This is a genomic window from Roseovarius sp. (assembly GCF_965277045.1).
Lineage (GTDB): Bacteria > Pseudomonadota > Alphaproteobacteria > Rhodobacterales > Rhodobacteraceae > Roseovarius.
Window position 1 is genome coordinate 3690173 of the sequence record NZ_OZ255712.1, and the last position, 22345, is coordinate 3712517.

The window sequence follows — 22345 nt, forward strand, 5'->3', positions numbered from 1 at the left end:
CCGGAGATAGGCCGGCGGGCGCGAGCATCCAGAGGCGTCGTCAGGCCAGCAGCATCTTCAACCCTTGTGTCACGTCGGAGCGCACGGCGAGGCGCAGGCCCGGCTCGTCCCCGGCCTTGAGCGCCGAGATGATCAGGCGGTGATATCGGGGCGGTTCCTTGTGTTGCAGCTTGCCGTAGAGCGCCCGCATGGTGGGGCCGAGTTGCAGCCAGACGGTTTCGGCCATCGCCAGCATCGCGGGGGCCTGGGCGCGCAGGTAGAGCGTGCGGTGGAATTCGAGGTTCGAGCGTATGTAGCCGACCGCGTCCTGGTGAGCGATGTGGTCGGTGATCCGAACGTTGATGGATTGCAGGCGGTCGATCAGGGCCATGTGGGCGCGGGGCAGGGCGCGGCTGGCCAGCTCGACCTCGATCAGGGCGCGCAGGGCGGCCAGTTCCTCGATCCGTTCATTGCCAAGCTCGGGCGCGGCAAGGCGGCCAGAGCTGCTGACTGTCAGGGCGCCTTCGGCCGACAGGCGACGGACGGCTTCGCGGGCGGGGGTCATCGAAACGTTGTATTCGGCACCGACGCCGCGCAGGGTCAGGGCCTGTCCGGGGCGCAGCTCGCCATGCATGATGCGACTGCGCAAGCCGCGATAGACGCGGTCATGGGCTGACCCGGTCGGGGCGGTGCCGGGGGCCGGGACAAGCCCGGCTTCGGAACGCGGCGGAAAGTTCATGGCGCATTTGTGATCACGGATTGGCCCGCGGTCAATCCCGTTGCATCACTCGAAGCGGTAGCGATGCAGTTCCGCGCCGTTTTCCCGCAACCAGCGGCGCGGGGCCTCATAGCCCGGGCAAAGCCGTGCGACGATATTCCAGAAGGCGCGGGAATGGTTCATCTCGACAAGATGCGCGACCTCGTGGGCGGCGACGTAATCGAGGACCTCGCGCGGGGCGAGGATCAGTCGCCAGGAATACATGAGCCCGGCATCATGGGTGCAGGACCCCCAGCGCGAACGGGTGTCACGCAGGGTGAGGCGGGCATATGAGCGGCCGACCGCCTTTGCGTGATGATCCGAGGCGGCGGCAAGCTGGTCGCGGGCGCGGGCCTTGAGCCAGGCCTGGACGCGTCGGGGCGCGGTCTCGGGCGGGGCGGGCACCATCAGCGTGTCGTCGGTCAGTTGGATGCGGCGGCCCGAGCCGGGTACGAGATGGCGCAGGCGGCCCTCTATGGGCAGCTCCGAGCCGATTCGCACCTCGGTCACGTCCGGCTGGCGGGAAAGTTGCGCGCGCAGCCACGCGGCCTTTTCGTTGGCGAAATCCAGCGCCGTGCGCTCGGCCACGCCAGGAGGCATGGTCAGCGTCACGCGCCCGTCAACGCCCGACACCCTAAGCGAAATCCGCCGCGCCCGCGCCGAGCGGCGCAGGGTCACATCGACCGGGGGGTTGCCGGGCAGAACGTAATGCCCCATATGCCGCTCACCTCTTGCAGTGCTGCGCCGCACTTTATGCCTTTGACACCTGATACGTCTTATGGCAGGGGACGTCGAATGCCTGCAAGTCCACAGACACCGAAGGGGATAAGGATGCCCAAGGAAGAATGGGGTGTGAAGCGCGTATGCCCGACGACGGGCAAACGGTTTTACGACCTGAACAAAGATCCGATCGTCAGCCCGTACACGGGCGAGGTCGTCGAGATGCATTCCGGCAAGAGCCGAACGATCACCGCGGATGCGGAAGACGCCGAGACAAAGAAGATGAAGGGTAACGAGGTCGACGACGAGGTCATCGAGGATGATGACGACGATGTCGATGTCGACCTGGGCGATGATGTTCTGGAAGACGACGACGATGACGACAACGTCTCGCTGGACGAGATCGCGGACGTTGCGTCGGAAGACGACGAGAGCTGAACCAAGTTGCGATAGGGCGGGATTTTCCACTTGATCCCGCCTGCCGCTTTACCTAGAAGGCGGCAAATGACGGTCCGGCGACGGACCATCGGTTCGGGGCCTTAGCTCAGCTGGGAGAGCGCCTGCATGGCATGCAGGAGGTCAGCGGTTCGATCCCGCTAGGCTCCACCAAAATCCTTCCTGAAACGTACTGTCTCGAGTGTCGCTGGTAAGCGCTGGAACAACTGCGGTCTTCCGCAAGTTGATCAGGTGATATTGGCCCGCCGCGACGAGTGTGGCGACGAAAGGAATGGTACGATGCCTCAAGGGTCCGATCTGGATGGTGACAGGGGAGCGGCAAGGTCGCGTCCGCAATCGCGTCAGCCGTCCGGCGAGATGCATGCGGATCGTGAGCGACGCCTCGCCCGGCTGGAGCGAATGGCGAACACGCTCGACACGAAGTTCCGGCTGCCGCTCGTCGGTATCCCGGTGGGGTGGGATTCGATCCTCGGGCTTGTGCCCGGCATCGGTGACCTCGTGACTGTCGGGCCGGGAGCCTGGACGATCGTCGAAGGTCATCGTCTTGGTGCTCGCAAGCGCGCTCTGGCTCGGATGACGCTCAATACCGGTATCGACGCCGTACTGGGCGGCATTCCCCTGATTGGCGACGCATTCGACGTTTTCTTCAAGTCTCACCGCCGGAACGTCGCCTTGTTGCGGCGCGACCTGGCCGAGCGCGATCTGGTTCATCACGGCGAGTCGAAGAACACCGTCCACGCTTGACGGCATTTTGACCGGGTGGGGGCCACGGCGCTGCGGGTTCGGGCTGTTCGCCTGGATGCGCGGAATGGACAGAACGATGCGGGGGTGACTCGAGCGCGATCCGGCTACATATATTGAGCGGGGTGCAAGGTTACGGCAAAGGTGCGGTGCTGCTGTCAGGAGAACGGATGCCAGCCAAGAAGGATTTTCCAATCGTGGGCATCGGCGCGTCTGCGGGCGGGCTGGAGGCGTACAAGAACCTGCTGCGCTCCATGCCGGACGACACCGGCGCGGCCTTTATCCTGATCCAGCATCTCGATCCCAATCATCCCAGCATGATGGCAGACCTGCTGGCACGGCAGACCAAAATGACAGTCGTGCAGGCCGAGAACGAGATGCGCTTGGCGCCGAACACCGTTTATGTGATTCCGCCCGGGAAGTTCATACGGCTTCTGGATCAAGGCCTGATCCTCGACGAACCGGTCGAGAAGCGCGGCATGAGGATGGCGATCGACTACTTCTTTCGGACGCTGGCCGAGGTGCGGGGCGAAAAGTCGATCGGTATCGTTCTTTCGGGCACCGGCAGCGACGGCACGCTGGGCCTGCGCGAGATCAAGGCCGCGGGCGGCATGGTGATGGTGCAGGACCCCGAAGAAGCCGAGCACGACGGAATGCCGCGCAGCGCAGCCAATACCGGGTTGGTCGATTTCCTTCTTCCGGTCGCGGAGATGCCCGACCGGCTGGCGCAGTTCATCAAGCATCCCTATCTGCGCGAGCCGCGGGAAGAGGTGGCGGGGCTGGCCAAGGCCGCTCCGGATGGATTCAACGAGGTGCTGCACCTCTTGCGCACGCAGACCGATTTCGATTTTCGGTGCTACAAGAAAGGCACGGTCGAACGGCGTATCCAGCGCCGCATGGGGCTGGGGCAGTTCGAAACGCTGTCCGATTACGTTGCGCACATGCGCGACAACAGCGAAGAGGTTCATCACCTGTTCCGTGATCTGCTGATCGGTGTGACGCGCTTTTTCCGAGAGCCTGAAGTCTGGGACGCGTTGGCCGACCGGGTGATCGAACCGATGCTGGACCGCAAGAAAAAGGACGACGTGATACGCGCGTGGGTGCCGGGCTGCGCCAGCGGGGAAGAAGCCTATACCTTGGCGGCGACCCTGTTTGCCCGCATGGACCGCCGGCGCGCGGCGCATCCGGTACAGATCTTTGCAACCGACCTGAACGCGCGGGCCATCGAAGTTGCCCGCGCCGGGCGCTATCCGCTGGCCGCGCTGCCGGATATCCCGGAACGGATACGGCAGAGCTTTGTCGTCGAGGAAGACGATTGGTTCATGGTCAACAAGCGCCTGCGCGAAACTGTCGTTTTCGCCACGCAGAACGTGATCTCCGACCCGCCGTTCTCGCGCCTGGACATCATCACGTGCCGCAACCTGATGATCTACCTGGAATCGGATGTGCAACAGCGCATGATCGAGATGTTTCATTTCGCACTTGGCGACGAGGGGCACCTGCTGCTTGGCAATTCCGAGAATGCCGAACGTCCCGGCCGGCTGTTCGTGCCGATAGACAAGGCCAACCGGATCTATCGCAAGACGGTCAGCGCGCGCGTGCGGCCCGGAAAATTTGCCATTGGCACGGGCGGCAAGCGCCAGCAATCGAGGCCCGCGGCAAAGGAAACCTCCTATGCGACGGTTTCGGACCTTGCGCAGCGCAGGTTGATGGACCGTTTCGTGCCGGCGTCTGTCGTGGTCAACATGCGGCTCGAGGTACTGTATTTCCATGGGCCGGTGCGTGAATACCTGGATTTTCCGCCCGGCGAGCCGACCAGCCTCCTGACGGAAATGATCTTGCCGGAAATGCGCAGCAAGCTGCGCTTCGTGATACACGCTCTGCAATCGGGCCAGGCCGACGCAGAGGCCGAGGCGCTCAGGGTGCCGCGTGGCGATCGAGAGTTGAACGTGCGGATCAACGGGGAACGGGTCGACGCGCTGGACCGGGATCCTGCCTACCTGATCCACTTCCATGACGCGTCGGAACCGCGCGATACGACCGAAGACCAAGCTGCGCGCGAGAAGGCGCGCGAAGAGGCCGATCCCGAAGAACGCGATGCGGTGGCGGCGCTGGAATACGAATTGCAGTCGACCCGCGAGGATCTGCAATCGACCATCGAGGAGATGGAAACCTCTAACGAAGAGCTGAAGGCCTCGAACGAAGAGGTCATGAGCATGAACGAGGAGCTTCAGTCCACCAACGAGGAACTGGAGACCTCCCGCGAGGAACTGCAGTCGCTGAACGAGGAGTTGTCGACGGTCAACAGTCAACTCGAGGACAAGATCGAGGAACTTGAGCAGACCAACAACGACCTGAACAACCTGCTGACCTCGATCGATATCGGGGTGATCTTCCTGGATACCAATCTGCTGATCCGCCGCTTCACCCCGGCGATGAAGGACGTGATGCGCATCATCGACGGCGATATCGGGCGTCCGGCGGAAGATATCGCGATGCGGGTGCATGACAGCAAGCTGATCGAAGATGCGCAGACCTGCCTGGAGAAGCTGACCGAGATAGAGGCGGAGATCAGCACGGACGACGGGCACCACAGGATCCGCCGCATGCGCCCCTACCGCACCTCGGAGAACCAGATACAGGGTGTCGTGATCACCTATACGGATGTCACGAACCTGCAGAATGCGCGCGCGGCCGCACGCCGGCGCGAGGCCCAGCAGCAGGCCGTGGCCGAGCTGGGCCGTGCGGCGCTGGCAGGGGGGGAGCTTCAGGCCATCTTCGACATGGCGGTGCGCGATTTGTCGGAGCATATGGGCGTAAGGTTCACGAAGGTGCTGGAGCTTGACCCGGACGGTCTGAACCTGACCCTGCGCTCTGGCGTCGGCTGGACCCATGCGACCGTTGGGTCATCCAAGGTGGGGTCGGGGATCGAAAGCCAGGCGGGGTATACGCTGCAGCAGCGCGGCCCGGTCGTGGTCAATGATTTCCGCGAGGAACGGCGTTTTTCTGCGCCCCGCCTGCTGAAGGATCATCACATCCTGTGCGGCGTCAGCGTGATCATCGGCCCCACGGATGCACCCTGGGGCGTTCTGGGCGTGCACGAAGACAATCCGTCCCGGAGCCGTTTCGACACGGATGACATCAACTACCTGCAGGCCACGGCCAATGTGTTATGGCTCGTGATCTCGCGGGGGCGTGCGTTGAAGCGCATCGATGAAGAACGATGGCAGCTGCGCAACATGGCTGACAGCCTGCCGATCCTGTTTGCCGTGATTGACGCAGACCAGCGGTATGAGTTCGTCAACAGCGGCTACGAATTCTGGGGGGCCTCAACGGAGGAGATCGAGGGGCAACGGATTTCCGACCTGGTAAATCCCGAGGCCTACGAGGCGATCGCCCCGCATATCGCCGCAGCGCTGCAAGGCAAGGACCAGACGTTCGAGGTCAGGATCGGCCCCGGAGCCGACTCGGAAAAACGCGATGTCCTGGTCAGTTATGCGCCACGCCGCGATACCGAAGGCAACGTGACTGGGTTCTATTCCGCCGCGCTGGACGTCTCTGAACGCAAGCGCCTGGAGCGCGATCTAGCGGAGCGGTTCGACCAGTACCGCACGCTTGGCGAATCCATCCCATTTGGAGTCTGGATCAACGATCCCGAGGGCCAGCTGACCTATGTCAGCCCGGCCTTTCTGAAGCTTGTCGGGAAAACGATGGAACAAGCGCGGTCGGACGGGCTGATCGACTGCATTGATCCCGCGCTCCGCGACGAGATCGAAGAGTTGTGGCGCAAGACCCTGGCAAGCGGCGAGCCGTGGGAGCGGGAAGTCCGTATCATCGGGGCGGATGGCAAGCTGTATCACACCCTGGCGCTGGGCCGGCCGATTCGCGATTCCGATGGCCGGATTACATCCTGGGTCGGCCTGAACCTCGACATCACCGAACGCAAGGCCGAGGCGGATCGGCTGCGGGTCATTTCGGCGGAACTGGACCATCGGGTGAAGAACATCCTTGCGACGGTTTCGACGATCACGCGGATGACCGGGCGGTCCTCGAACACGCTGGAGGACTATCGCGACGCGCTTCAGGCACGGATCCGGGCGATGGCTGCGGCGCACAGGCAACTGGCCGATGCCAACTGGCAGGGGATGCCGCTGGAACAACTGGTCGAGACGGAGATCGACCCGTATCGCGCCAATCGCAACGATTCGATCGTCATGCACGGCCCCTATGTGCAATTGCCGCCGCGCCTGGTGCAGACGCTGGCGCTGGCATTTCACGAGTTGACCACGAATTCGAGCAAGTACGGCGCCCTGTCGCAGGATGACGGCCAGCTCGATATCAACTGGAAAACCGATGACGGTCTGGAGATAGAATGGATCGAAACGGGCCTTTCCGGCGTTAAACCCCCGTCCTCAACGGGTTTCGGCACCACGTTGCTGACCCGAATTCTTGCAGCCCAGGGGGCTGCCGTAACAATGGACTATCCCGATACCGGCATTCGTGTCAGGATATCGCTAGCCAATTTGGCGTGAGATCGCGCCAGGAGGAACCGCGATGAAGGTTCTCGTACTTGAAGACGATCCCCTTTTGCAGATTGACCTCGCAGAGGTCCTGGAAATCATGGGGCACGAAGTGGTCGGCCCCTTCAGCGAGGAAGACCTGGCCATGCGGTCGTGCGATGCGTCCCTGCCGGATGCAGCGTTCGTCGACTACAACCTTGGCAAGGACCGCACCAGTTCCGGCTTTGCGCGGCGGCTGTTTCGGGACGGTGTGGATTTCGCGTTCCTAACGGCCCATGGGCGCCAGCATCTGCCATCCGACCTGCACGAGGTTCTGGTGATCGAAAAGCCTTACACCGAAGCGGATCTGGAGAAGTTCCTGGGCGCCGTGCGGAACTGAAACCGGTCAGGCGAGAACGCCGTTCGAGCGTTTGAAACGACCAAGCGCCTCGATCACCGTCTGTGCAGGCTCGGTCTTGTCGATCGTGATCACCGACGGGTCAAGATCCCGGATACGCCGCTGCTCATCGAGGATGCCGCTGTAAACGACGGTGGAAACGCCCCGTGACTGGAGTATCGCAAGCAGGCGCCTGCCTTCCGGCTCGTTGGGAAACGGACCTTTGAAGGAATTGCCGAGATCCAGGTCGAGAATGCAATAATCGAAGGAACGCGCGTTGATGGCGGCAAGCGCGTCTTCGTAGCTGCACGCGCTTTTCAGCGACTGGCAGCCAGCGTCACTCAGAGCGACCTCCAGCCCGACACAGATCACCGGGTCGTCCTCGACGACTAAGACCGAAGACAGTGTCATCACATTCCTCAAATTTTCTCTGCGCGCGATGTGTAACATATCAGTAGAAGGGTCCGGGAACAACGCGCAAAGCACGTCGTGCGCGGAGCATCGCCATGGCCGCGTGGGTCCTGCCGCGAAATTGGGCATTGTGCGGGTCCTACAGAAACTGCTGCAACAGAATTTGAGTCGCGCGGTCTGGAGGCAGAAACTGGGTGTGGGTTGGTGCGCCACCGGATTGGTCACGGGTCTTTTGGACGTGGGCCGGTCTGAAGCTGTCGCATGTCGGGGTGTGCATGGCCTGATCCTTTCGCAATCATGCCCATGGGTCGCGGAGATGTTTGTTTCGGTTCAATCACGGTCCCGCGTCCGGGGCTTGCAAAGCGGGCGACACAGGCCATTTTTCTGGAGAACGCAAAAACGGGGGTATCCATGACCTACCAGAAAACAGAAGACGCCGTGGCACGGCTGACGCCGGAGCAGTACCGCGTGACGCAGGAGAACGGCACCGAGCGGCCCTTCACCGGCGAATACAACGACAACAAGGCGGCGGGCATCTACGTCGACATCGTCTCTGGCGAGCCGCTGTTCGCCTCGTCCGACAAGTTCGAGAGCGGCTGCGGCTGGCCCAGTTTCACCAAGCCGATCGAGCCGGCGCATGTGACCGAGCTGCGAGACGCCTCGCTTGGCATGGTTCGTACCGAAGTGCGCAGCGCACATGGCGACAGCCACCTCGGCCACGTCTTTCCCGACGGGCCGCAGGACCGCGGCGGCCTGCGATACTGCATCAACTCGGCCTCGTTGCGGTTCATCCCGCGTGACGAGATGGAGGCCGAAGGCTATGGTGACTACCTGGATCAAGTGGAGGACGTGTAATGGCTGAGGAACGCGCAGTGCTGGCCGGCGGGTGCTTTTGGGGCATGCAGGAGCTGATCCGCAAGATGCCCGGCGTGGGCAAGACCCGTGTCGGCTATACCGGGGGCGACGTGCCCAACGCCACCTACCGCAACCACGGCACCCATGCCGAGGGCATCGAGATCTGGTTCGACCCTGACCAGATCAGCTATCGGCAGATCCTGGAATTCTTCTTCCAAATCCACGACCCGACCACGCTGAACCGGCAGGGCAACGACGTGGGCATGAGCTATCGTTCGGCGATCTACTATGTGAACGACGCGCAGAAGGCCGTGGCCGAGGACACGATTGCGGATGTGAACGCCTCGGGCCTGTGGCCCGGCAAGGTCGTGACCGAGGTCGAGCCCGTGGGCGATTTCTGGGAGGCCGAGGCCGAACACCAGGATTACCTTGTGCGGTTTCCGGCCGGATACACCTGCCATTTCCCGCGCCTCGACTGGGTGCTGCCGCGGCGCGACGCGGCGGAATAGGGCGGCGCCGACACTCCGACGAACTGCCATTCAGGGCCGTCCCATGCGGGGCGGCTCTTTTGATTTGCTACAAATCTACCCAAAAATACCCTGTTGCGTCGTGGGTCGAGACACTTAGTATTCTTGCCACAAACAGGGAGAGAGAACCAATGAACAAGATGATCGGAGCCGGCGTCACCGCCGCGCTGTCCTTTGCGTTTGCCGGAGAAGCCTTGGCCGTCGAATGGAACGTGTCCGTCTGGGGCAAGCGCCGTGCCTTCACCGAGCATGTCGAGAAGCTGGCCGAGCTGGTCGCGGAAAAGACCAATGGCGAGTTCACCATGAACGTCAGCTATGGTGGCCTGTCGAAGAACCGCGAGAACCTTGACGGGATTTCCATCGGCGCGTTCGAGATGGCGCAGTTCTGCGCCGGCTATCACCCGGACAAGAACCGCGTGATCACCGTTCTGGAGCTGCCGTTCCTGGGTGTCACCAACCTCGATGAAGAGGTCGCCGTGTCCACTGCCGTGTACAACCACCCGGCCGCCGCCGAGGAGATGGCGCAGTGGAATGCCAAGCTGCTGATGACCTCGCCGATGCCGCAATACAACCTTGTCGGCACGGGCGAGCCGCGCGACGAACTGGCCGATTTCGAAGGCATGCGGGTGCGCGCCACCGGCGGCCTTGGCGAGGCGTTCAAGGCGGTGGGTGCGGTGCCCACCTCGGTGACCGCGACCGAAGCCTACCAGGCGATGGAGTCGGGCGTCGTCGACACTGTTTCCTTTGCCCAGCACGCGCATCTGAGCTTTGGCACGATCAACCAGGCGGACTGGTGGACAGCCAACCTGAACCCCGGCACGGTGAACTGCCCGGTGGTGGTGAACATCGACGCCTATGAAGGGCTGAGCGACGAACACCGCGAGGCGCTGGACAGCTCTGTGCCCGAGGCGCTGGATCATTACCTGGCCAATTATGCCGAACTTCTGAAGCGCTGGGACAGCGTTCTGGAGGAAAAGGGCGTCGAGAAGGTGATGATCGACGACAGCGTGAAGGAAGAGTTCAAGGCGCAGGCTGCGGACCCCGCGCGCGAAGCCTGGATCGAGGAAATGGAAGCACAGGGCCTGCCGGGCCAGGAGCTGTATGACCTCGTGCAGAGCACGCTGGAAGAGCATCGCGCGTCGAACTGAGCGCGGCTGGCCGTCCGGGCGCCGACCCCGGACGGCTTTTCTATAAAGGGTGCCGAGCATGGTCGTAGAAGTGAACCAACAGCCGCTGATCATTCTTCTGAAGGTCACTGACCCGGACGGTCAGAAGATCCATTCCGAGGAATATCGCATCCCGGCCACCGCCTATGCGCCGCCGATCCCGGATGTCGGGCAGTCGTGGAACCTGTGGGTCGACGGCAAGAACTGGCCCTGCATCGTGCTGAAGAAGACGGTGACCACCAGCTTTGGCGGCAAGGGGCTGGGCACCACCCTGAGCATCGCCGTGGAACGGACAGAGTAGGGGATGGCGGGGGCTTCGACCGTCCTGAGCGACAGCAGCCTGCTGAGCCGGCTGGACCGCGCGCTGCTGCCGGTGGAGCGGTTCATGGCGCTGTTGAGCGGGATTGCTGCATTTTCGCTCATGTTTCTCGCGGCTTACTCGGTGTCGGGGCGCAAGTTCTTCGAGGCGCCGCTGGCGGGATACGTGGATTACATCGAGGTGTTGATGCCGCTGATCGCGATCATGGGCATCTCTTACGTGCAGCGCGAGGGCGGGCATATTCGCATGGATATCCTGATCGGGAACCTGCATGGTCGCCTGCTTTGGCTGCTGGAGTTCATCACGGTTCTGCTGGCGCTGGTTCTGATGATCGCGCTGGTCTGGGGGGCTTGGGCGCATTTCGACCGGTCCTTCGATTGTGCGCGGCCCTTGTGTTCGCGCGACAGCACGATCGACATCGGCCTGCCGGTATGGCCTGCGAAACTGGTCGTCCCGGTCGCCTTCGGCGTGCTGGTGTTGCGCCTGATCCTGCAGGCGGTGGGATATGCGCGTGCCTTTGCGCTTGGCCTCGAGCGGCCCGTGGCGGTGCCGCTGACGATGTCGGTGGCCGAGCAGGCCGCGCTTGAGGCCGAACAACTGGAAGGGCGCGACTGATGGATCCGATCACCATCGGGCTGTGGACCACCGGATTCATGCTGGTGATGGTGGTCATCGGGATGCGCGTCGCCTTCGCGGCGGGGCTTGCGGGCTTTGTCGGACTGATCGTCATCTTCTGGTCGAAAAAGGATTTCGGCGGCGAGGATTTCTGGTGGGCGCTGACCGTGGCGGTCAAGACCGCGGGGCAGGTGCCGCATTCCAAGGTGTCGGCGAACGCACTTTCCCTGATCCCGACCTTCATCCTGATCGGGTACCTGGCCTATTACGCTGGCCTGACACGCGCCCTGTTCGAGGCCGCCAAGCGATGGATCGCCTGGGTGCCGGGGGGACTGGCCGTGTCGACGGTTTTCGCCACCGCCGGTTTCGCGGCGGTGTCGGGCGCGTCGGTGGCCACGGCGGCGGTGTTTGCCCGTATAGCTATCCCCGAAATGCTTAAAATTGGGTATAACAAACAGTTCGCTGCCGGCGTCGTGGCCGCCGGGGGGACGCTGGCGAGCCTGATTCCACCCTCGGCCATCCTGGTGATCTATGCCATCATCGTGGAGCAGGACGTGGGCAAACTGCTGCTTGCGGGGTTCATCCCCGGCGCGTTCTCGGCGCTGGTCTATGCGGCGTTGATCATCGGGATCGCTCTGATCTTCAAGTCCGTGGGGCCGCCGGTGGGCGGGTTCACCTGGCGCGAGAAATTCGCCTCTTTGCCCGCCGCCCTGCCCATCGTGGCGGTGGTCGTGATCATCATCTTCTTCGTCTACAACCCCTTTGGCGATGCCTGGGGCACACCCACCGAAGGCGGCGCGGTGGGGGCGTTCATCGTGTTCCTGATGGCGCTCTGGCGCGGGATGCGGCTGGGCGAGCTGAAATCGGCACTGATCGAGACCGCGAAGCTGACGGTGATGATCTTCACCATCATCTGGGGCGTGCTGATTTACGTGCGATTCCTGGGGTTTGCCGAGTTGCCGTCGGCATTTGCCGACTGGATCACCTCGTTGACCGTGTCGCCGATGCTGATCCTGATCTGCATCCTGCTGGCCTATGCCGTGCTGGGCATGTTCATGGACGCGATCGGTATGCTGCTGCTGACGCTGCCGGTGGTCTATCCGGCGGTCATGGCACTGAACGGGGGCGAGTTCGTCAGCGTCGAGGACAGCGCCTTCGGCATGTCGGGCGAGATGTGCGCGATCTGGTTCGGGATACTGGTGGTCAAGATGGCGGAGTTCTGTCTGATCACGCCGCCCATCGGCCTCAATTGTTTCGTGGTGGCGGGCGTGCGGCCGGACCTGAGCGTGCAGGACGTGTTCAAGGGGGTGATGCCGTTCTTCATCGCGGACGCGGTGACGATCGGGCTGCTGGTGGCGTTTCCGATCATCGTGCTGTGGTTGCCGGGGCTGGCGTAGGCCTGCGAATCACTTGGTTAATCAGGGGTTTGGCCGGAAAAACCCGCGTCGGTATCGCGTCGGTATTCGAGTGGTATTCCGACGGTGCGATTTCTGCGGGCCTCCGGTGTTAACGGATCGGGCGTTGCGCCACGTGGCTCACGTGGGGATCTTGAGTATTTTTTGCAAGAAAAAGCCGGGGTGGTCTAGCCGCGGCAGAGGCTGCGCGCGGTGGCGAGGATAGACTCCGCCGAAGGCATCGTGGCGGCGTAGGCCGGGCCGGTGGCGATGAAGCTGTCGGTGGCGGTGAGGCGGCTGTGGGGAATGTCCGTGTGCTCGGTGAAGAAGGCCATCAGCGCCTCGGCCACGCCGCCGGAGTGGCGGGTTTCGTCCACGATCAGGATGCGTTTGCACCCCTTCACGGCGTCGAGGAGGGCGGGGCCGGGGAGCGGTGAGAGCCAGCGGAGGTCGATGACCCGGGTCTTGATGCCGTCGGCGTCCAGTTTGGCTTGCGCCTGGCGCGAGAGGTGGTGGCCGTTGCCGAAGGTGACGATGGCCAGATCGGTGCCGTCGCCATGCTGGCCGACCTGGCCAAGGGGGATGGTCTCGGACGGGTCGGGGTAGGTGGTGAGCCAGGCGTTGTCGTCCGGCTCCGTGAGGTCGCGCATGGGGTAGAGCGCGATGGGTTCCAGGAAGACAACGACGCGCTGTTCTTCGCGTGCCAGGCGCACGCATTCGCGAAGCATCATCGCAGCGTCGGCGCCGGTGGAGGGGCAGGCGAGGATCAGGCCGGGAATGTCGCGCAGGATGGCGACGGAGTTGTCGTTGTGGAAATGCCCGCCGAAACCTTTCTGATAGCCCAGCCCCGCGATGCGAAGGACCATGGGGTTGGTGTATTGGCCGTTCGAGAAGAAAGGCAGGGTGGCGGCCTCGCCGCGTAGCTGATCCTCGGCGTTGTGGAGGTAGGCGAGGAACTGGATTTCGGGGATGGGCAAAAAGCCGTTATGGGCCATGCCGATGCCGATGCCGAGAATCGAGGTCTCGTCCAGCAGGCTGTCGATCACGCGGGCGGGGCCGAAGCGGTTTTGCAGCTTTTGCGTGACACCGTAGACACCGCCCTTGCGGCCCACATCCTCACCCATCAGCGTGATTTCGGGGTGGGTGAGCATGAGGTCGGTGAGCGCCCAGTTGATGTGGCGCGACAGGATCTGCGGCTCGTCCATCGCCTTGAGGTCGGGGCCGAAGGCTGCTGTGCGGGCCTCGGGCGTGGGGCCGTTGGTGGGGGCGCATGTGCGCTTGGGCGGGATGAGAGAGGCCATGACATCCTGCGCGGTTTGCAGGCGGGGGCGGGTGGCGGCGCGGTCGCAGGTCTTTTCCACCTCGGCGCAGGTGTCGGTGTAGAGGGTGCGGGCGTCCTGCGGGGTCAGGATGCCGGACTTGTCCAGCAGGCGGACGGAATGCAGGAGGGGGTCGTTGGCCTCGTCGGCCTCGACCTCGGATTTGGGCAGGTAGGTGGTGGGCACGTCGGCGCCGGCATGACCATAGAGCCGGACGGTGCGGATGTGAAGGAAGACCGGCTGGCGGTGGGTGCGGGCGTGGTGGGCGGCGCGCTGGGCCGTGGCAAAGGTGTCGTAGATGTCGAGCCCGTCGCAGGCCATGTAGGTCAGGCCCGGGCGGTGGGCGAAATTGGCGGCGATCCAGCCCCTGGGGGTCTTGACCGAGATGCCGATGCCGTTGTCTTCGCAGACGAAAAGCAGCGGCAGGGGGACGTTCTGGTAGGCGGTCCAGGCGGCGGTGTTGAAGGCGGCCTGGGCGCTGGCGTGGTTGGCGGAGGCGTCGCCGAAACTGGCCATGACGATGCTGTCGCGCGCGAGCTGTTCGTGTTCCGGCGCGTGGCGGCGGGCGAGGCCGAGGGAATAGGCGGTGCCGACGGCCTTGGGCAGGTGGCTGGCGATGGTGGAGGTCTGGGGCGGGATGTTGAGCGCCTTTGACCCAAGCACCTTGTGGCGGCCGCCGGAGATGGGATCCTCGGTGGAGCAAGCGAAGGAGAGGGCCATGTCCGTGGCTATGTCCTCGTGCCCGGTTTGGAGGGCGCGGGCGATCTGGAAGGCCGCGTCGCGGTAGTGCAGGAAGGCCATGTCGGTGGGTCGCAGGGCGGCGGCGACGGCGGCCATGCCTTCGTGGCCCGAAGAGCCGATGGTGTAGTAGCCCTGGCCTGCCTTCTGCATGACGCGGGCCTGGCCGTCGAGCGCGCGGGACAGGCATTGGGCGCGGAATATCAGGCGGGCGGTGTCGGCGTCCAACGGGCCGGAAGCGTCGCGGCCCGGAGGCAAGTCACCTGCGCCGGTGCGGGACAGGAAGTTTTCGTGCACGATCTGGGCGCGGTCCATGGGCTGACTCCTTCTTCTGAAGGAAGGCGTAGCCAAGCCGCTGCGGAAAGGGAAGAGTCAGGTGCCGGGATCGTGGCGGGTGACGCCGCCGATGGCCGTGGTCAGGTCGGTCGCGGCCTGCATCACGGCGGCGCTGAGGCGGTCGATATCGCCGGTGCCGACACGGCTGGTGGGGCCGGAGACGGAAATGCCGGCCACAGGCTCGTTGTTGAAATCGAAGACCGGGGCGGCGATGCAGCGCATTCCGATATTCTTTTCTTCGCCGTCGATGGAATAGCCGCGCGATCGGGTGCGGGCGAGTTCGGTGCGCAGGGTGTCTACGTCGGTGATGGAGTGTTCGGTGAAGGCGGTCAGGGGCTGGCTGTCGAGCAGGCGGGCGAGGCGGGCGTCGTCCATTTCGGCCATCAGCGCCTTGCCGATGCCCGAGGCGTGCATCTGCGAGAGCGTGCCGGGGGGGAAGAAGGCGCGAATGCTGGCGTGGGTTTCGACTTGGCTGACGAAGAGGACCTGGCCGGATTTCTCGACTCCGAGGTTGGCGGTTTCGCCGGTCACTTCCATCAGGCGGCGCAGCACGGGGCGGGCGCGTTCGACGAGCGTGGTGCGGCGCAGGAAGCGGGCACCGATGATGAAGGCCTGCGGGCCGATATGCCAGGCCTGTTCCTCGGGGTCGAATTCCACAAGGCCGCGCGTCTCCAGCGTGACGAGCACGCGGTAGAGGGTGGCGGGGGACTGGTCCATCTCGGTGGCAAGCTCGGACAGCGCCTTGCCCTGGTGCTGGCTGACGTAATCGAGCACCTCCATGGCGCGGTCGAGGGACTTGATGGTGTTCTGGTCGGTCTTGTCGTCCCAGCCGCGGGGGCGGCCGCGGGCGCGTTTGGGGGAGGGATTCGGGGTGGCCATGAGGTGCCTCAAACATTTTTGAAATATTAATTCACGTTATGAAAAATATAAGCATCTGACAAGTATAAATAAAATCAGAATGTCGAAAAATGAAAAATGATTTCAAAAAAATTTTCAAGCGGGCATGACGTCTGTACACAAGGGGTGAGTTTTGGAGGAGAGATCCATGAGTTTTCAGAATCCGGTGTTCATTCCCGGCCCGACCAACATTCCCGAGAGCCTGCGCAAGGCGTGCGACATGCCGACGATCGACCACCGCTCGGCGCTGTTCGGGGACATCCTGCATCCCGCGCGGGCGGGCGTTCAAAAGGTCCTGAAGTCGAAGAATGCGGAAGTGTTCATCTTTCCGTCGACCGGCACGGGCGGCTGGGAAACGGCGATCACCAACACGCTGTCGCCGGGCGACAAGGTGCTGGTGGCGCGCAACGGGATGTTCAGCCACCGCTGGATCGACATGTGCGAACGGCACGGGCTGGACCTGATCATTGACGAGACGCCTTGGGGCGAGGGCATTTCCGCCGCGCGCTATGGCGAGATCCTGGAGGCCGACAAGGGCCGCGAGATCAAGGCGGTGCTGGCCACGCATAACGAGACGGCGACCGGCGTGAAGTCGGATATCGGCGCGATCCGCACCGCGATGGATGCCGCCGGCCACCCCGCGATGCTGTTCGTCGACGGCGTCAGCTCGATCGGGTCGATGGATTTCCGGATGGACGAGTGGGGCGTGGACGTGGCCGTGACCGGCTCGCAAAAAGGGTTCATGTTGCCTGTGGGGCTGGCCATCGTGGGATTCAGCGAAAAGGCGATGGAGGCGACGAAGAGCGCCAAACTGCACCGGACGTTCTTTGACGTGCATGACATGCTGAAGGGCTATGCAAACAGCGCCTATCCCTACACGCCCGCCGCCGGGTTGATGAACGGGTTGAAAGTGTCCTGCGACATGCTGCTGGACGAGGGGCTGGAGGCGGTTTTCGCCCGTCACACCCGGATCGCCGACGGTGTCAGGGCGGCGGCGCAGGCGTGGGGCCTGCCGCTCTGCGCGACGTCGCCCGAGGTTTACTCGGACACGGTAAGTGCTATCTGTACGCCCGATGGGTTCAACGCGACCGACATCGTGACTCATGCCGCCGATGCCTATGGCATGGCGTTCGGCGTGGGGCTGGGCGAGGTAGCCGGCAAGGTGTTCCGGATCGGCCACCTTGGCAGCCTGACCGACGCGATGATGATCTCGGGTCTTGGCGTGGCCGAGATGTGCATGGTCGACCTGGGCCTCGACATAGAACTCGGTTCGGGCGTGGCCGCGGCACAGGACGTGTGGCGCAAGCGCCCGGCCCTGGCAAAGAAGGATGCCGCGTAATGAAAGACGGAGCGGAGATGTATATCCCCACATACCAGGACATGCTGGACGCGCACGAGCGGATCAAGCCGCATATCAACCGGACGCCGGTGCTGCGGTCTGACTATCTGAACGAGCTGACCGGGGCGGAGCTGTTCTTCAAGTGCGAGAATTTCCAGGAGCCGGGGGCGTTCAAGGTCCGTGGCGGGTCGAACGCCGTGTTCGGCCTGAGCGACAAGCAGGCGGAGAAGGGTGTGGCGACGCATTCGTCCGGCAACCACGCGCTGTGCCTGAGCTATGCGGCGGGGCGGCGGGGCATCCCGTGCAACGTGGTGATGCCGCGCACCGCGCCGCAAGCCAAGAAGGACGCCGTGCGGCGCTATGGCGGGACGATCACGGAGTGTGAACCGTCCACGTCGAGCCGCGAGGCGGTGTTCGCCGAGGTGCAGGAAAAGACCGGCGGCGAGTTCGTGCATCCCTACAATGACCCGCGCGTGATCGCTGGGCAGGGGACGTGTTCCAAGGAATTTATGGAGCAGGTCGATGGCCTCGAGATGATGGTCGCGCCCATCGGGGGTGGCGGCATGGTTTCGGGCACCTGCCTGACCCTGTCAACCCTGGCGCCCGAGGTGAAGATCATCGCGGCCGAGCCGGAGCAGGCGGACGACGCCTATCGCAGCTTCAAGGCGGGGCATATCATCGCCGATGACGCGCCGGATACCATCGCGGACGGGCTGAAAGTGCCGCTGAAGGACCTGACCTGGCATTTCGTGTCGAACCACGTGAGCGAGATGTACACCGCGAGCGAGGACGAGATCGTCGACGCGATGAAGATCACGTGGAAGTACCTGCGGATCGTCATGGAACCCAGCTGTGCCGTGCCTTTGGCGGTGATCCTGAAGAACCCCGCTGCCTTCCAGGGCAAGCGCGTAGGTGTGATCGTGACCGGCGGGAACGTGGACCTCGACAAGCTGCCGTGGATGACGTGATCCCTTTGCACCCGGTTGCGGTTTCCGATAGGAAACTTATGTAGACGATATGAGCCGGCAGGGCGGCGTGGCCCTGCGTGACAAAGACATTCATGGATAGGGAGAGATCCGATGAAAGACATGAGCAATCTCGATGATTTCGAAGTGGGCTTCGATATTCCGGCCAAGCCGGGCATGGACGAATCCGAGATCCAGACGCCCTGCCTGGTGCTGGACCTCGACGCGCTGGAGCGCAACATCAAGAAGATGGGCGACTATGCCAAGGAACACGGCATGCGCCACCGCACCCACGGCAAGATGCACAAATCCGTGGACGTGCAGAAATTGCAGGAAAAGCTGGGCGGCGCGTGTGGCGTCTGCTGCCAGAAGGTATCCGAGGCCGAGGTGTTCGCCCGTGGCGGCATCAAGGACGTGCTGGTGTCGAACCAGGTGCGCGACCCGGCCAAGATCGAGCGGCTGGCCAAGCTGCCGAAGCTGGGCGCGCGGACGATCTGTTGCGTGGATGACCTGGCCAACGTTGACGACCTGTCGGCGGCGGCGCAGAAGCATGGCACCGAGATCGAGTGCCTTGTGGAGATCGACTGTGGCGCGGGGCGCTGCGGTGTGACGACGACGCCCGAAGTGGTGGAGATCGCCAAGGCGATCGACGCGGCCCCGGGGCTGAAGTTCACCGGCATCCAGGCCTATCAGGGCGCGATGCAACACATGGACGATTACAACGACCGCAAAGAAAAGATCGACATCGCCGTGGCGATGGTGAAGGACGCGGTCGACACGCTGAAGGCCGAAGGGCTGGAATGTGACATCGTCGGCGGTGGTGGCACCGGGTCGTATTACTTCGAGTCGAATTCGGGCGTGTATAACGAGCTGCAATGCGGATCTTACGCGTTCATGGACGCCGATTACGGCCGCATCCTGGACAAGGACGGCAAGCGGATCGACCAGAGCGAGTGGGAGAACGCGTTCTTCATCCTCACCTCGGTCATGTCCCACGCCAAGGCGGACAAGGCGATTGTCGATGCCGGCCTGAAGGCGCAGTCGGTCGATAGTGGCCTGCCGGTGATCTTTGGCCGGGACGACGTGGAATACATCAAGTGTTCGGACGAGCACGGCGTGGTGAAGGACCCCGGCGGCGCGCTGAAGGTCAACGACAAGCTGAAGCTGGTGCCGGGCCACTGCGACCCGACCGCCAACGTGCATGATTGGTACGTGGGTGTGCGCAATGGCAAGGTGGAGACCGTCTGGCCGGTTTCGGCCCGCGGCCACGCCTACTAAACCCAAATCTTCCTGAGACTGTCGGGGTTGGCTGCGCGCTGACCCCGCTTTTTTGAAAGGCCCCAAAAGATGATCATTGTTCCCGAGCGCGAGATTGCAGACCTGATGACGCGGGAGGCGGCGTTCGATGCCGTCGAGAAGGTTTTCGCCGCGATGGCGGCGGGTGACGCGTACAACTTTCCCGTCGTGCGCGAGGCGATCGGGCATGAGGATGCGCTTTACGGCTTCAAGGGCGGGTTCGACAAGGCGGGCCTGACGCTGGGGCTGAAGGCCGGGGGGTACTGGCCCAACAACCTGGAGAAGCGGGACATCATCAACCATCAATCGACGGTGTTCCTGTTCGATCCGGATACCGGCAAGGCCAAGGCGATGGTGGGGGGCAACCTGTTGACCGCTCTGCGCACCGCCGCGGCGTCCTCGGTGTCGATCAAGCATCTGGCGCGCAAGGATGCCAAGGTGATCGGCATGGTCGGTGCGGGGCACCAGGCGACGTTCCAGCTGCGTGCGGCGCTGGAGCAGCGGGACTTCGAGAAGGTGATCGGCTGGAATTACCACCCCGAGATGCTGCCCAATATCGAGAAGGTCGCGAAGGAGGCCGGCGTGGCCTTCGAGGCCGTGGAACTGGACGGCATGACGGAGGCGGACGTGATCATCTCGATCACCTCGTCCTTTGACGCAACGCTGATGGCCGATCATGTGGGCGCGGGCTGTCACGTGGCGTGCATGGGCACCGACACCAAGGGCAAGCAGGAGGTCGAGGCGGCGCTGTTGCAAAAGGCGACGGTGTTCACCGACGAGGTGGCGCAGTCGATCAGCATCGGGGAAGCGCAGCACGCGGTGGGCGAGGGCCTGATTACAGAGGGCGACGTGCACCAGATCGGTGCGGTGATCAACGGCACCCATCCGGGGCGGACGAGCGATGACGAGATCACGCTGTTCGACGGCACCGGTGTGGGCTTGCAGGACCTGGCCGTGGCGGCGAGCGTCGTGGATCTGGCCGTGGAGCAAGGCCGCGCCATCGAAGTGGATTTCTGAGGCGCGCGCCCCGACATATGAGCCTGAAGGAAGGCGCGGAGGTTGCTCCGCGCCTTTTCTTATGGGCGGTTGCCCGCGGCGGGGCCCGGACCGAACGAGGTCACGCAGCTACCTAGGGGACGCCGGACCCGGACGACAGCGCTTGAACCTGCCGGAGGGGGATTGGACTAGGCGACTTCGGAGACGTTGCCGGAGATCCCGTCGGTATCGTCCGCGTCTTCAAGCCGGTCGAATTCCACATAGAACGTCGATCCGACGCCAAGGGCGCTGACATATCCGATGCGCGCGTCGTGGTGTTCGACGATCTGCTTGGTGATGTTGAGGCCAAGGCCGGTGCCGCCGACCTTGCGCACGTCGGAGGAGTCGATCTGGCTGAACTTGCCGAAGACGCGCTCCTCGGCGTTTTCGGGGATGCCCGTGCCCTTGTCCTCGACCGAGATGCGGACTCGGCTTGCGACGTTTTCGACACGCACCTTCACGGCGCCATCCTCCTTGGAGAACTTCAGGGCGTTGGACAGAAGATTGTTCATCACCTGGATCAGCCGTTTCTGGTCGCCCTTGATGTAGCACTCGTCCTTGCAGCTTTGCATCTCGAGGCTGATCCCGAGCATGCTGGCATAGCCCGAGATGGAGTCGACGGCCTCGCGGGCGAGGTCGTTCGCGCAGATCGGCTGCAGGTTGAAGCGGATTTCGCCGGCTTCGATTTTCTGCAGATCGAGCAGATCATCGATCAGGTTGGCCAGCCGTCGGCTGTTCTTGGTGGCTATGTCGATGACGGGTTTGAAATTTTGGGGAATGTCTCCCAGAACGCCGTTGTTCACCAGTTCGAGCGAGCCGATGATCGAGGTGAGCGGCGTGCGCAATTCGTGGCTGACCGTGGAGAGGAACTGGGATTTTACCTCCAGCGCCGCCTTTGTGCGGTCGTGCTCTTCCTCCATCAGTTTCATCTGTCTCAGACGTTCCTGGTAGCCGCGATAGAATTTCGCGGAGATGTCGGCGATGAAGAACAGCACGAACATGATCGTGAAGAACTGAAGCCAGATCGGGGATGTGATCGGCGGCGCGTACCGCACGACGTCCAGGAACGCGATGAAGAGAAAAGTGATGCCATAGATCGAAAGGCGCAGGATCAGGATGCCGATCATCTGGCTGTTGTGCATTGCCGCGAAGAGTGACGCCGAGAACAGGAAGAACAGCGAGGTGAACTGGCCCCCCGTGGTTTGCTGGACGGCGATGTTGGCGATGAAGACGCTGATCGCCAGGGCGCTGACGGTGGTGTTGATGGCGATGGCTGTCAGGAGTTTCCGACCGAGAACCGGGTCCTTGCCATCCCAGGTCTTGGCACGTGCGCCGAGGATCTGATCGAGGATCTCGGTCAGGACGACGATGCCGTAGCACGCGAAGATCGAGACCGGATCGAAATAGAACGCTGCCAGGAAGGCCGCCGTGAAGAAGCTGGTTTGCCTTTGCCAGATCAGCTCGTTGGCAAGGGTCAAATAATCCTTCATCCGCTGTTCGCGGCCTTGCGAGGAGAACCAGTCTGTCGGCGAGGACCAAGTCCTTAGTAGCGTTCGCATGATTGCCTCTGTCGCAACACGGATT

20 protein-coding genes and 1 tRNA gene are annotated in these 22345 nt (G+C 63.2%); 15 read left to right on the forward strand and 6 right to left on the reverse strand.

Going from position 1 to position 22345, the window contains the following annotated elements; all coding sequences use genetic code 11:
- Positions 1-40: 40 nt before the first annotated feature.
- Both ACQY4V_RS18400 and ACQY4V_RS18405 read right to left on the reverse strand, forming a co-directional pair.
- A complete protein-coding gene (locus ACQY4V_RS18400; RefSeq protein WP_222451552.1) occupies positions 41-718 on the reverse strand; it encodes a GntR family transcriptional regulator in 678 nt (225 codons plus the stop codon).
- A 45-nt stretch (positions 719-763) separates the two neighbouring features.
- Positions 764-1453 (reverse strand): M48 family metallopeptidase, encoded by a 690-nt coding sequence (locus tag ACQY4V_RS18405; protein WP_428514197.1) that lies wholly within the window; start codon positions 1451-1453, stop codon positions 764-766.
- A 114-nt stretch (positions 1454-1567) separates the two neighbouring features.
- Between ACQY4V_RS18405 and ACQY4V_RS18410 the strand changes: the two genes are divergently transcribed.
- From ACQY4V_RS18410 to ACQY4V_RS18430, 5 genes are all read left to right on the forward strand, one after another.
- A complete protein-coding gene (locus tag ACQY4V_RS18410; protein ID WP_428514199.1) occupies positions 1568-1894 on the forward strand; it encodes a TIGR02300 family protein in 327 nt (108 codons plus the stop codon).
- 95 nt (positions 1895-1989) lie between these two features.
- Positions 1990-2065 (forward strand) — tRNA-Ala (locus ACQY4V_RS18415).
- A gap of 126 nt (positions 2066-2191) precedes the next feature.
- The gene (locus ACQY4V_RS18420; RefSeq protein ID WP_428514201.1) at positions 2192-2656 is read left to right on the forward strand and encodes a DUF4112 domain-containing protein; all 465 of its coding nucleotides are present in this window, start codon (positions 2192-2194) and stop codon (positions 2654-2656) included.
- 167 nt (positions 2657-2823) lie between these two features.
- The gene (locus ACQY4V_RS18425; protein ID WP_428514203.1) at positions 2824-7185 is read left to right on the forward strand and encodes a chemotaxis protein CheB; all 4362 of its coding nucleotides are present in this window, start codon (positions 2824-2826) and stop codon (positions 7183-7185) included.
- A 22-nt stretch (positions 7186-7207) separates the two neighbouring features.
- A complete protein-coding gene (locus ACQY4V_RS18430; RefSeq protein WP_428514205.1) occupies positions 7208-7552 on the forward strand; it encodes a hypothetical protein in 345 nt (114 codons plus the stop codon).
- 6 nt (positions 7553-7558) lie between these two features.
- Here the strand turns inward: ACQY4V_RS18430 and ACQY4V_RS18435 are convergent, their stop codons facing one another.
- The gene (locus tag ACQY4V_RS18435; RefSeq protein WP_428514207.1) at positions 7559-7960 is read right to left on the reverse strand and encodes a response regulator; all 402 of its coding nucleotides are present in this window, start codon (positions 7958-7960) and stop codon (positions 7559-7561) included.
- Between the two features lie 411 nt (positions 7961-8371).
- Here ACQY4V_RS18435 and msrB point away from each other — a divergent pair, with 411 nt between their 5' ends.
- The 6 genes from msrB to ACQY4V_RS18465 all read left to right on the forward strand — a co-directional run bounded on the left by msrB (position 8372) and on the right by ACQY4V_RS18465 (position 12839).
- On the forward strand, positions 8372-8815 hold the full coding sequence (msrB, locus tag ACQY4V_RS18440) for a peptide-methionine (R)-S-oxide reductase MsrB (protein ID WP_152490843.1): 444 nt from the start codon (positions 8372-8374) through the stop codon (positions 8813-8815).
- Complete coding sequence (gene msrA, locus ACQY4V_RS18445) at positions 8815-9324, forward strand: peptide-methionine (S)-S-oxide reductase MsrA (protein WP_428514209.1); 510 nt, start codon at positions 8815-8817, stop codon at positions 9322-9324. Before msrB ends, msrA begins: the two co-directional genes overlap by 1 nt.
- A gap of 149 nt (positions 9325-9473) precedes the next feature.
- On the forward strand, positions 9474-10490 hold the full coding sequence (locus ACQY4V_RS18450; RefSeq protein ID WP_428514211.1) for a C4-dicarboxylate TRAP transporter substrate-binding protein: 1017 nt from the start codon (positions 9474-9476) through the stop codon (positions 10488-10490).
- A gap of 58 nt (positions 10491-10548) precedes the next feature.
- On the forward strand, positions 10549-10809 hold the full coding sequence (locus ACQY4V_RS18455) for a hypothetical protein (RefSeq protein WP_152490846.1): 261 nt from the start codon (positions 10549-10551) through the stop codon (positions 10807-10809).
- Positions 10810-10812: 3 nt separating this feature from the next.
- Positions 10813-11442 carry a TRAP transporter small permease subunit gene (locus tag ACQY4V_RS18460; protein ID WP_428514213.1) on the forward strand — a complete coding sequence of 210 codons (630 nt, stop codon included), beginning with the start codon at positions 10813-10815 and terminating at the stop codon, positions 11440-11442.
- A complete protein-coding gene (locus ACQY4V_RS18465) occupies positions 11442-12839 on the forward strand; it encodes a TRAP transporter large permease (protein WP_428514215.1) in 1398 nt (465 codons plus the stop codon). Before ACQY4V_RS18460 ends, ACQY4V_RS18465 begins: the two co-directional genes overlap by 1 nt.
- 185 nt (positions 12840-13024) lie before the next feature.
- On the opposite strand, the gene ACQY4V_RS18470 is transcribed toward ACQY4V_RS18465, so the two are convergent.
- Both ACQY4V_RS18470 and bhcR read right to left on the reverse strand, forming a co-directional pair.
- A complete protein-coding gene (locus tag ACQY4V_RS18470; RefSeq protein ID WP_428514217.1) occupies positions 13025-15208 on the reverse strand; it encodes a dehydrogenase E1 component subunit alpha/beta in 2184 nt (727 codons plus the stop codon).
- A 57-nt stretch (positions 15209-15265) separates the two neighbouring features.
- Positions 15266-16108, reverse strand: coding sequence for an HTH-type transcriptional regulator BhcR (gene bhcR / locus ACQY4V_RS18475; protein WP_428514219.1), 843 nt, complete (start codon positions 16106-16108; stop codon positions 15266-15268).
- Positions 16109-16274: 166 nt separating this feature from the next.
- On the opposite strand from bhcR, the gene bhcA reads away from it, so the two are divergent.
- From bhcA to bhcD, 4 genes are all read left to right on the forward strand, one after another.
- Positions 16275-17465, forward strand: a complete 1191-nt coding sequence (gene bhcA, locus ACQY4V_RS18480) for an L-aspartate--glyoxylate aminotransferase BhcA (protein WP_428514221.1) — start codon at positions 16275-16277, stop codon at positions 17463-17465.
- A complete protein-coding gene (bhcB, locus tag ACQY4V_RS18485) occupies positions 17465-18433 on the forward strand; it encodes a beta-hydroxyaspartate dehydratase BhcB (RefSeq protein WP_428514223.1) in 969 nt (322 codons plus the stop codon). Before bhcA ends, bhcB begins: the two co-directional genes overlap by 1 nt.
- A gap of 111 nt (positions 18434-18544) precedes the next feature.
- Positions 18545-19708, forward strand: coding sequence for a 3-hydroxy-D-aspartate aldolase BhcC (gene bhcC, locus ACQY4V_RS18490; RefSeq protein WP_428514225.1), 1164 nt, complete (start codon positions 18545-18547; stop codon positions 19706-19708).
- Between the two features lie 69 nt (positions 19709-19777).
- Positions 19778-20743: an iminosuccinate reductase BhcD gene (gene bhcD / locus ACQY4V_RS18495; protein ID WP_428514227.1), complete on the forward strand. Its 966-nt coding sequence runs from the start codon at positions 19778-19780 to the stop codon at positions 20741-20743.
- A 167-nt stretch (positions 20744-20910) separates the two neighbouring features.
- Here the strand turns inward: bhcD and ACQY4V_RS18500 are convergent, their stop codons facing one another.
- On the reverse strand, positions 20911-22251 hold the full coding sequence (locus ACQY4V_RS18500; protein ID WP_428514229.1) for a sensor histidine kinase: 1341 nt from the start codon (positions 22249-22251) through the stop codon (positions 20911-20913).
- Between the last annotated feature and the right edge of the window lie 94 nt (positions 22252-22345).